This window comes from Deinococcus betulae (assembly GCF_020166395.1).
Lineage (GTDB): Bacteria > Deinococcota > Deinococci > Deinococcales > Deinococcaceae > Deinococcus > Deinococcus betulae.
Window position 1 is genome coordinate 18,885 of sequence record NZ_JAIQXU010000041.1, and the last position, 9,568, is coordinate 28,452.

The 9,568-nt window shown below is 64.2% G+C and carries 5 protein-coding genes and 4 tRNA genes; 7 read left to right on the forward strand and 2 right to left on the reverse strand.

From position 1 onward, the window contains the following. Positions 1-17: 17 nt before the first annotated feature. The 3 genes from K7W42_RS20930 to K7W42_RS20940 all read left to right on the forward strand — a co-directional run bounded on the left by K7W42_RS20930 (position 18) and on the right by K7W42_RS20940 (position 4,755). Complete coding sequence (locus K7W42_RS20930; protein ID WP_224577158.1) at positions 18-1,115, forward strand: carbohydrate ABC transporter permease; 1,098 nt, start codon at positions 18-20, stop codon at positions 1,113-1,115. Further along, positions 1,112-2,647: a carbohydrate ABC transporter permease gene (locus K7W42_RS20935; RefSeq protein ID WP_224577159.1), complete on the forward strand. Its 1,536-nt coding sequence runs from the start codon at positions 1,112-1,114 to the stop codon at positions 2,645-2,647. Before K7W42_RS20930 ends, K7W42_RS20935 begins: the two co-directional genes overlap by 4 nt. 215 nt (positions 2,648-2,862) lie before the next feature. After that, the gene (locus K7W42_RS20940; RefSeq protein ID WP_224577160.1) at positions 2,863-4,755 is read left to right on the forward strand and encodes an amylo-alpha-1,6-glucosidase; all 1,893 of its coding nucleotides are present in this window, start codon (positions 2,863-2,865) and stop codon (positions 4,753-4,755) included. Between the two features lie 215 nt (positions 4,756-4,970). On the opposite strand, the gene K7W42_RS20945 is transcribed toward K7W42_RS20940, so the two are convergent. After that, on the reverse strand, positions 4,971-6,836 hold the full coding sequence (locus K7W42_RS20945) for an ABC transporter ATP-binding protein (protein WP_224577161.1): 1,866 nt from the start codon (positions 6,834-6,836) through the stop codon (positions 4,971-4,973). Then, positions 6,833-8,755 (reverse strand): ABC transporter ATP-binding protein, encoded by a 1,923-nt coding sequence (locus tag K7W42_RS20950; protein WP_224577162.1) that lies wholly within the window; start codon positions 8,753-8,755, stop codon positions 6,833-6,835. Before K7W42_RS20950 ends, K7W42_RS20945 begins: the two co-directional genes overlap by 4 nt. A gap of 314 nt (positions 8,756-9,069) precedes the next feature. Between K7W42_RS20950 and K7W42_RS20955 the strand changes: the two genes are divergently transcribed. From K7W42_RS20955 to K7W42_RS20970, 4 genes are all read left to right on the forward strand, one after another. Continuing rightward, positions 9,070-9,145 (forward strand) — tRNA-Thr (locus K7W42_RS20955). 14 nt (positions 9,146-9,159) lie between these two features. Next, positions 9,160-9,245: transfer RNA gene (locus K7W42_RS20960), tRNA-Tyr, on the forward strand. 7 nt (positions 9,246-9,252) lie between these two features. After that, positions 9,253-9,325: transfer RNA gene (locus tag K7W42_RS20965), tRNA-Gly, on the forward strand. A 10-nt stretch (positions 9,326-9,335) separates the two neighbouring features. Then, positions 9,336-9,410 (forward strand) — tRNA-Thr (locus K7W42_RS20970). Positions 9,411-9,568: the final 158 nt, after the last annotated feature.

Below are 9,568 nucleotides of genomic sequence, written 5' to 3' on the forward strand. Positions count from 1 at the left end.
CTTTCAGAGCGCCTGACATGAGGCGGGGCTTCTCTCAGACGCCCACGGCGTACCTCTTTCTGGCGCCGTTTCTGGTGACCACGGCCGTCTTTTTCTTCTACGCCTTTGGGCGCGCGGTGTACTACTCGTTTACCGATTTCAACCTGTTCAACACGCCGCAACTGATTGGGGTGAAACCCTACGCGGACGTGCTGGGCGATCCTTCGTTTCGCCGGGCGCTGGGCAACAGCCTGGTCTTCGCCGTGCTGACCACCACCCTGCAAACCGTGGGCGCGCTGCTCATGGCTGTCGCGCTAAACAACAAGATTCGCGGCATGAGCTTTTTCCGCTCGGCGTGGTACATGCCCAGCATCACCAGCAGCGTGGTCATCACCCTGATTTTCCTGTGGTTGTTTCAACGCCGGGGCATTGCCAACTACGTCATTACGCAGGCGCAGGCTTACGCGCCGCTGCTGCTGACCTTTCTGGGCGTGCTGCTGGTCGCTCAGGTGGTGCAGGTGCTGCTGGAGCGGGCACGCCGCTTGCCCGCCGGCTGGTTTGACCCCGCGCTGGCCGCCATGAGCGCGCTGGTCGCCCTGGCGGTCACAGCCGGGCTGGCCTGGGCCGGTGTGGTGGGCGTGCGCGAGGTGCCGCCCTTCGACTACCAGTATTTTGCCGACAAGTGGATTGAGGTGGGGAGCGTGCGGGTGCTGAGTATTCCGCTGCTGGTGGTGGTGATTCAGAACACCTTTACCACCATCCCCACCCTGATGCTGTTCTTCCTGGCAGGCCTGCAAAACATTCCCGGCGCGCTGTACGAGGCCGCCGACATCGACGGCGCGACCCCCTGGCAGAAGCTGACCCGCGTAACCGTGCCCATGCTGCATCCTGTGACCTTTTACGTCATTACCGTGGGCCTGATCGGCACCATGCAGATGTTTGATCAGGTGGCTGTGATTGGCACAGCGGCGCCGGGTGACACCCTGATTACGCTGGCCTACTACGTCTACACCAACACCTTTAAAGCCGGGGCCGCGCCCGTGAACATGGCGTCGGCTGGGGCCATCATCCTAGCGCTGATTATCCTGGCGATGGTCTTCGTACAGCGCCGCTTCTTCCCCTCGGAGGCCCAATGACCACCGCACTGCCCAGAGAAGATCTCCGGCAGACTGCCGCCGCGCGCGACCGCTGGCTGGCGCGGCGGCGCTGGGCGCGGGCAGGATGGCTGTACGCCTTCATGCTGGTCATGAGCTTCTTCTTTCTGGGGCCCTTTGTGACCGGGCTGCTCAGTTCCATGAAGGACAACCCCAACGAGTACCCGCCGACCCTCAATATTCCGCAGCTCTCGCCGCAGCTCATCCGCCGCGCATGGTCTTTGGGTATGCAGGGCGGGGCCGACGGCTGGCAGGGCGGGCTGACGCCGAGCCGCACCGTGACCTTTGAGGTCAGCGTGCAGTCTCCAGCGGGCGCGCCCCAGACCCCGCCCACCGTGGCGCTGTTTCCGTACCAACCCGTCAGTTTGGTCGCCATTGGCCGTCAGGCCCAGGCGAAGGACTACGCCACCCTCAAGACCGAAGAGGTGGCCCAACGCGGCGACACCCGCACCTACCGCGTCACGGTACAGAGCCCGGTCCTGACCCGTCAGGAGGGCGAAGCGGTGCGCGCTGTTCTGGCCGCGCCCGAAGCCGACCTGCGCGCCCGGCTGCCCGGCGGTGAGGTGGTGCCTGTGGTGCTGGACACCCCCGAAGCCCAGGCCAGGCAGTACGAACTCAGCGAGGGGCAGGCGGTGGAACTCGTGCGCGGCCCGGCAGGCTACGCCCTGCGCGGCCCCCTGTTCGAGCGCACGCCGCTGCAAGTGGACGTGCAGCGCGGTCAGAGCATCACCTCCAGCACCCTGCCGCCCAGTGACCGGCAGAACTTCGGGCGCTCGTTCGCCTACCGCAATATCACGCCCGGCGTTATCGGCTACACCTTCAACAACTACCGCCGTGCGTTTAACGAAACCCGCGACAGCAAAACTGGTCAAAGCCTGTTTTTCAGTTGGGTGCTGAATTCGTTCCTGTACGCCTTCCTGCGCGTGGCGGCCGCCATCCTGTTCTGCTCGCTGGCAGGCTACGCCCTGGCCCGCATGACCTTCCCCGGCAAGGAGGCCATCTTCCTGGGCGCGGTGCTGTTCGTGCAGATGGTCCCCAGTCAGGTGAACCTGGTCAGCAATTACGTGCTGCTCAAGGACCTGAACCTGCTGAATATCTGGGGCCTGTGGCTGAGCGGCCTGGTGGCAGCGGGCGGCGTCTTCCTCATGAAGCAGTTTTTTGAAGGCATGCCGCGCGAGCTAGAAGAATCGGCTGCCATTGACGGCGCGGGCACCTTCACCACCTTCTTTCGGGTCATGCTACCGCAGGCGGGGCCTGCCCTGATTGCCCTGGCCATTACTCAGTTCCAGGGCGCCTGGAACGACTTTTTCTGGCCGTTGGTGCTGCTGCGCGAGAACACCAGTTTCACGCTGACGGTGGGCCTCTCGAACTTCCGTGAACTCTACGGCGGCCAGGGGGACTACGGCCTGATCTTGGCCGGAGCCGTGCTGAGCGCCATTCCCGTCATCATCCTGTTTGTAGTGTTCCAGCGCTATTTCGTGGACACCGGGGCCGACAGTGCCGTGAAGGGTTGAGACGTACGCCCAAGCTCTTCAAAAAGGAACTAGGGCCCTAAGGACGTATCTCCAAAGAGCGTCAGGGATTCGAACCTTGTGGACAGCCCTCACGGGTGCGAGTCACCACCGATTCGGCGCTGACACATTCGGCCACTCTGTCAAGCACTCCTCCCTCACCATAGCCTGAGCGCCTCAGGTGCTTCCCTTTCTTTTCTCCTGTTCCAAGGATTCACATGCTCAACACCCGCACCGTTCTCAAGGACAACGACCTCTATCTGGTGGGAGACGCCCATTACGCCGTAGCGCAGGGCGAAAGCGGCCTGTACCGCCGCGACACCCGCGTGCTCTCGCGCTACGAGTGGCGGCTGGATGGAGCCCCCCCCCAGCCCCTGATGCAGCAGGAGCGCGCCCCCTTTTGGCTGCACGAACAGAGCGCCAACGCCAACGTGGGCTACACCATGAAGGTGGGCCTGGGCCGCGACCTTCAGGTGACGGCCACCGAACTGCGCGACACCTTGCGGGTCACCCGTTACCGGGAGGGTGGCCCCCACGAGCTGAAGCTTTTTCTCGCCGCCGACTACCTGGACATGTTTGAAGTGCGCGGCTGGCCCGGCGAACTGGGCACGAGGGACGTGCGCGTGAATGCTACCCCGGACGGCGTGACCTTCCACTACCTGGCCGGCGACGGCCTGCGGTGTCGAACCGTCGTGCAAACTAGTCTCCCTACCACCTGGGACGGCGAGGCGCTGGTCTGGACGCTGACCGAAGAGGTCACGGAGCTGCGGGTCAGCGTCTTTCCCCTGCAAGGCGAGGAGGTTCCCACCCCTGGCGATCCCGAAGCCCGGCTGGCCGACTACGCCGCGCTGCGGGCTGACCTACGCGCCCGCGTCATCCTGGCCGACCCAGAGGACCAGCGCGTGCTGGAACGCAGCGTGGCCGACCTGCACAGCCTCAGCTTTGCCACTGAATTCGGGGCCTTTCCGGCGGCGGGACTGCCGTGGTTTGTGGCCCCCTTCGGCCGCGACTCCATGCTCATGGCGCTGATGGTCCACCGTCACCTGCCTGCACTGGCCAAGACCGTGGTGCGCTACCTGGCCGCCCATCAGGGCCAGCGCCACGACCCCGTGACCCTGGAACAGCCCGGCAAGATTCTGCACGAGTTGCGTGTGGGCGAACTGACCCGCCTGGGCCGCACCCCTCACCGCCCCTACTACGCCACCGCCGACGCCACGCCACTCTTCGTGTGGCTGGTGGGCGAGCTGGCCCAGACTGACCCCGCCCTGGCGGCCGAGTTGCGCCCCCACTGGGAGGCCGCCCTGATCTGGTGCCTGACCGACGGTGACCCCGACGGCGACGGCTTTCTGGAATACACCCCTGACCCCAACGGCATTACCAACGCGGTCTGGAAAGACAGCGGCGACTCCACCTTTACCGCAGCGGGCGTGGATGTCAGTGGGCATGTGGCAGTGGTGGAGGTGCAGGGCTATGCCTACGCCGCCTACCGCGCCGCCGCCGCCATGTACCGCACGCTGGGCGAGGCCACGCTGGCCGGCGAGTGGGACACCCGCGCCGGGGAGCTTCAGGCGGCCTTTCAGCAGGCCTTCTGGTGGCCTGAACGCGGCACCTATGTCCACGGCCTAAACGGCGACAAGCAGCCCCTACGGGTGCTGGTGAGCAACGCGGCCCATACCCTATGCACGGGCATCATTGCGCCCGAATACGCCGCGCAGGTCGCCCGCACGGTTCTGGGGCCAGAACTCTGGAGCGGCTGGGGCCTTCGCACCCTGGGTACGCAGGAGCCGCGCTACAACCCGGTGTCGTATCACAACGGCAGCGTGTGGCCCCATGACACGGCCTTGGCTGCGCTGGGCCTGGCCCGCACCGGCCTGCACGCCGAAGCCCATCAGGTCACCCGTGCCCTCTTTGACGCCGCCCGCGCGGCCCCAGACGCCCGCCTGAGCGAACTGTTTGCAGGCTTTCCGCGTGAAGGCGACTTGCCCCCCGTCCCCTATCCCGCCGCCTGCCACCCGCAAGGCTGGGACGCCGCCATTCCGCTGGCGCTGTGGCCCCTGCTGGAAGAGGGGCAAGCGGAAGCGCCGCAAGTAGAGGCCGTCTCGCTGACTTGAGAGAAAGGCAAATTGGGAGGCTCCATCCGCAAATCGGATGGAGCCTTCACACTTACGATGCTGAGCCAACTGGGCAAGCTGCGCTTGCCTCCCCTCACCCCAACCCTCCCCCACAAGGAGGGAGGGAGAAAAACATTACGGCCGGCGCGCTCCATTTCCCACGTACTGCCTCCCGCCAACCGCACTCCCTCTTTTCCCACTCCCCACAACCCACTTCAGTCCGCTGCATCCCCCTGCGCGTACTGAAGCCGGTGCAGCCGGGCGTAGTAGCCGCCCTTGTCCAGCAGCTGGCGGTGGCTGCCCTGTTCCACGATGCGGCCTTTGCGCATCACGACAATGCGGTCACAGTGCTCAATGGTGCTGAGGCGGTGGGCAATGATGATGCTGGTACGGCCCCGCATGACCTTTTCCAGGGCGGCCTGAATGCGCAGCTCGGTTTCGGTGTCCACGTTGGCGGTGGCCTCGTCCAGTACAAGCAGGATGTCCGGGTTCTGGATCAAAGCGCGGGCGAAAGCCAGCAGCTGCTTCTGGCCTGTGCTCAGTGTGGCGCCACGTTCACGCACCTCGGTCTGATAGCCGTGTTCCAGGCCCAGGATGTAGTCGTGAACGCCCACGTACTTACAGGCTTCCACCACACGCTCATGGGGAATCTCGAGGTTGTTCAGGGTCAGGTTGCTCTCGATGGTTCCCGCAAACAGGAACACGTCTTGCAGCACCACGCCCACATGGCGGCGCAGGTCGTACTGGGCCAAGTCGCGCACGTTCACGCCGTCCACCTTCACAGCGCCGCGCTGCACGTCGTAAAAGCGGCTGACCAGGGCGGTCACGCTGGTCTTCCCTGCGCCAGTGGCGCCCACCAGGGCCACGCTCTCGCCAGGGGCAATGCTCAGGTCAATGCCGCGCAGAATCCAGCGGTCGTCGGTGTCGGCGGCCTGGGCCGTCACGCTCTGGTCGTAGGCAAACCACACGCCTTCAAAATCCACCCGGCCTTCAAAGTTGGGGAGCGTTTTCGCGTCCGGCTTGTCCACAATGGCTTCCTCGGTGTCCAACACGCCAAAGATGCGCTCGCTGGACGCCATCGCCGCCTGAAGGTTGTTGAACACGTCGGCCAGGTCCTGAATCGGCTGGAACAGCTGCTGCGACAGCTGCACGAAGGCAAATAGAGTTCCCACCGTGATCGCCCCGGCCACAGCGCCGCTGGCATCCACGCCCAGAATCTGACGGGCGGCGAAGTACAGAATCAGTGCCACGGCCACCTGCCCCAGCACCGCCACCACCGGCATGAACAGCGAGAACCAGCCCACCGAGTTCACGTTGGCGGTCAACAGGGCGCGGTTGCTCAGGTTGAAATCCAGGGCGCTGCGCTTCTGGCGGCCAAACAGCTGGGTGGTCAGCATGCCCGTGATGTTCTCGTTCAGCTTGCTGTTCACGATGGCCTGCTGGGTGCGCGTTTCGCGGAAGGCGTCGCGCAGCTTGGCCCGGAAGTAATTGGTGGTGACAAACAGCACCGGCAGCACCGTGAAGGAAATCAGCGCCAGGCGCCAGTTCACGCTGAGCATCACGATGACGTACACCACGATGATAAAGCTGCTCTGAATCAGGCTGACCAAGCCGCCGGTAATGAACTGGTTGATGGCGTCCACGTCGCTGGTCACGCGGGTAATGAGCCGTCCCACCGGGTTCTGGTCAAAGTACGCCAGGTGCAGGCGCTGCAGCTTGCTGAACACGTCGGCGCGGATGTCGCGCAGCACGTTCTGGCCCAGATAGCCAATCGCCAGAATGAAGCCGTATTGCAGCGCGAATTCCAGCACCTTCAGGCCCATGTAGCCAAACGCCGTCAGGGTGAGGCCGCTGAGCAGCGCCTCGCGGTTGCCCCGCCCCTGCGCCACAGGCGAGAGGTAGGCGTCAATCGCGTGGCGCTGAATGAGCGCGAACAGCGGCGAGGCCAGCGAGATCAGCAGGGCCAGCACCACCCCGCCGATCACCAGCCCCAGGTAGGGCCGCACATAATGCAGGATGCGCCGGGTCAGCTGGGCGTCAAAGCCCTTCTGGTAGGCGTCGGTCGCGTCGGGGCGGGTCATCGGGTCACCTTCTGTTGCAGGCTATTTTTTTCCAGGGCAGTGGCAGCCGTCTCGGGGTCAGCCACCGCCTCGTCTTCGTTGTCCAGGTCACTGGCCAGGCGCTGTAGCCGCTCCAGCTGGGCGTAATGGCCGTTTCTCTCTAGCAGCTCGTCGTGGCTGCCCTGCTCGACCACGCGGCCCTCATTCAGCACCACGATCTGGTCAGCGTGGCGCAGGGTGCTGACGCGGTGGGCCACCAGAATCACGGTGCGGCCCTGGCTCACCTCGCGCAGGCCATCCAGAATGCGCCGCTCGGTCTCGGTGTCCACGGCGCTCAGCGAGTCGTCCAGAATCAGAATGCGCGGCTCCCTGACAATCGCGCGGGCGATGGCCGTGCGCTGGCGCTGCCCACCCGACAGGGTGACGCCGCGTTCACCCAGCATGGTGTCAAAGCCCTGCGGAAAGTCCTGTACGTCGTCCAGCAGGCCGGCCAGGCGAGCGGCCTCACGTACGCGGGCAGGATCGGGGGTCTGGGGAATGTCCTCGGGCGGCGGTGCGCCCACCACGCTGACCCCCGTGGGCACGTCCGGCAGGTCACGCGCCTCAATGCCAAACCCGATGTTGTTGGCAATCGTGTCGCTAAACAAGAAGGGTTCCTGCGGCACCACGCTGATGGCGTCGCGCAGCGTGGCCAGCGGAATCACCCGCAGCTCGTGGCCGTCAATCTTCACTTGCCCACTTGTGGGGTCCATCGCGCGGGTCAGCAGCTGCCCCAGCACAGTCTTGCCGCTGCCGGTAGGACCAGTGATGCCCAGGAAAGTACCGGCTGGAATCTGCAGGTTCACGTCGTCCAGCACCGTGGTCTGCCCGTAGCGCAGGGTCACGTTCTGGAAGGTCACGTCGCCGTGGAGGTCGCGGATGCGTCCGTCGGTGCGCCCACTCTGGTCCCGGACCAGCGGCTGGGCGTCGAACATCTCTCTCAGGCGCAGCCACGAGGCCATGCCGCGCTGAATGATGCCGGTAATCCAGCCGATCATCAGCATGGGAAAGGTCAGGCGTTCCAGCGTCCCCACAAACTGCACGAACATCCCCACCGTAAAGGTGCTGCCCGGTTCTAAAATCAGGCGGCCCCCCATCAGCAGAATCAGGCCGAAAGCTAGGCCCAGCAACAGGCTCATGAAGGAGCGCAGCGGCCCGTCCACTTTCGTCAGGGCGATGTTGCGCCGCAGCAGTTCGAGGTTCATGGCGCGGTAGTCCTGAATCTCGCGGTCCTCAATGGCGTAGCCCTTGACCACGCGCGCGCCGCTGAAGTTTTCCTGGGCGCGGGCCGAAATCAGAGAGTTCTGTTCCTGCGCCAGCCGGTGACGCTCGTTGATCTGCCGCGCCAGGTAGGTCAAGACCCCGACAATGACTGGCACAATTGCCACCACGATCAGAGTCAGCTGCCAGCTCAGGCTGAACATCACGGTGAAAGCCGACAGAAAGCCGGATACGATGTTCACGATCTGCCAAGCGCCAAAACCCAGCATTTCGCGCACGGCGCTGAGGTCGCCAGTCAGGCGGTTCATCAGGTCACCCGTGCGGGCGCGGTCGTAATACGGTTTGTCCAGCGTTTGCAGGTGGGCGAACAGGTCGCGCCGAATCTCGTATTCGCTCTGGCGTGACGCCACCACAATCTGGCGGCGCATCACCAGCATAAAAAAGCCGGCGGTCGTGGCGGCCACAACGATTCCCAGGGCGTAGATCGCCGCCGTTCCTAGCGTGAGGCCGGGCGTGGTGGGGTCCGCGTCCACCTGGCCTGTCAGGCCGTCAATCGTGAGGCGAATCAGGTAAAAGGGCAGCAGGTTGACGGACGTGGCAATCACCACGGCCACCAGCCCGATGATGTACTGGCGCGTATGCAGGCGCATGTACGGCCACAGCGAGCGGAAACTGTCCAAAGGGGCCTCCCAGGGGGCGGGCAAGAGGGATGACATACAGCGGTGGTCTGTCAGAGTGCCTTTTCAGCACCCGTGCGCGGGTCAGAATACGCCTCCTCGCCAAGCCTCAAATGCGCCACATGGCGCATATCGCCGCTGGCTCTGCAAACGCTCAAGGCGGCGCTCAGGAGCTGGCCCCGCGCTGGCCCCGCACCCCGATTGACACCATTAGGGGGCGGTGCTACTATTCCCAGCCGGAAGTGATTGCGCAGCAAGCGCGAAAACTTCCGCACTCAGAGGCCGAACATTCGTTCCACACTTCTGTCAGGGACGGTGCCACCCTAGCTCAACTGGTAGAGCACCCGACTTGTAATCGGAAGGTTGGGAGTTCGATTCTCCTGGGTGGCTCCAAAAGCGAGAAGGATGGGTAGGTGGCCGAGTGGTTAAAGGCGACAGACTGTAAATCTGTTCACGTACGTGTACGGCGGTTCGAATCCGCCCCTGCCCACCACGTTCACGCGGGAGTAGCTCAGTTGGTAGAGCGTCAGCTTCCCAAGCTGAATGTCGCGAGTTCGAGTCTCGTTTCCCGCTTTTTTCTTTCGCTTCTGTAGCTCAGTGGTAGAGCACTCCCTTGGTAAGGGAGAGGTCGTCGGTTCAATCCCGACCAGAAGCTCCAACATCCTCGGCGTGTCCTGCTTTTACGTGGGACGCGCCGAAAGCTCTGCAGGGCCGTGAGAACTCTGAGCATCTGCTCTTTGCGTTTGCGCGGGGTCCCTGTACACTGTCAAGGCTTGCCTGCTCTCCGGCGGGCAGTCCCAAACCAGGAGGACACAC

Excerpts from the sequence above, each read along its gene's own strand:
- K7W42_RS20930 (WP_224577158.1), top strand. The coding sequence starts at position 18 with ATGAGGCGGGGCTTCTCTCAGACGCCCACGGCGTACCTCTTTCTGGCG.
- K7W42_RS20935 (WP_224577159.1), top strand. The coding sequence starts at position 1,112 with ATGACCACCGCACTGCCCAGAGAAGATCTCCGGCAGACTGCCGCCGCG.
- K7W42_RS20940 (WP_224577160.1), top strand. The coding sequence starts at position 2,863 with ATGCTCAACACCCGCACCGTTCTCAAGGACAACGACCTCTATCTGGTG.
- K7W42_RS20945 (WP_224577161.1), bottom strand. The coding sequence starts at position 6,836 with ATGACCCGCCCCGACGCGACCGACGCCTACCAGAAGGGCTTTGACGCC.